Here is a 231-nt window from a genome sequence, read left to right as displayed (position 1 = left end):
CTGGTGATTTTGGTTTCCAGTAGTGACGTGCGCGGCGTGGCGAAGCGCAGAGTCATTTCGACTTGCACATCTTTTGCTGTCAGTTTTTGCACCAGCGCACCGGGAATACTGTATGCCTCCAGCGTAAAGTCGACTTTCTTGCCGTCCTGCCAGACGGTCAGGCGGTCGAAATTGCTGGCCATAAAGTTGATGTACTCTTCCGTCAGCAGCGCAACGCCCGGAAAGCCGCCC

At 55.4% G+C, this 231-nt stretch carries 1 protein-coding gene; it reads right to left on the bottom strand.

Annotated elements, in window-relative coordinates:
- The coding region (locus tag EIZ39_RS26300; protein WP_205668651.1) for a hypothetical protein at positions 1–231 on the bottom strand (231 nt) is incomplete at both ends.

The organism is Ammoniphilus sp. CFH 90114, from assembly GCF_004123195.1.
Taxonomy (GTDB): Bacteria; Bacillota; Bacilli; order Aneurinibacillales; family RAOX-1; genus YIM-78166.
The sequence above is the reverse complement of the archived record's forward strand: the minus strand, read 5'-3'. Positions and strand labels throughout refer to the sequence as shown.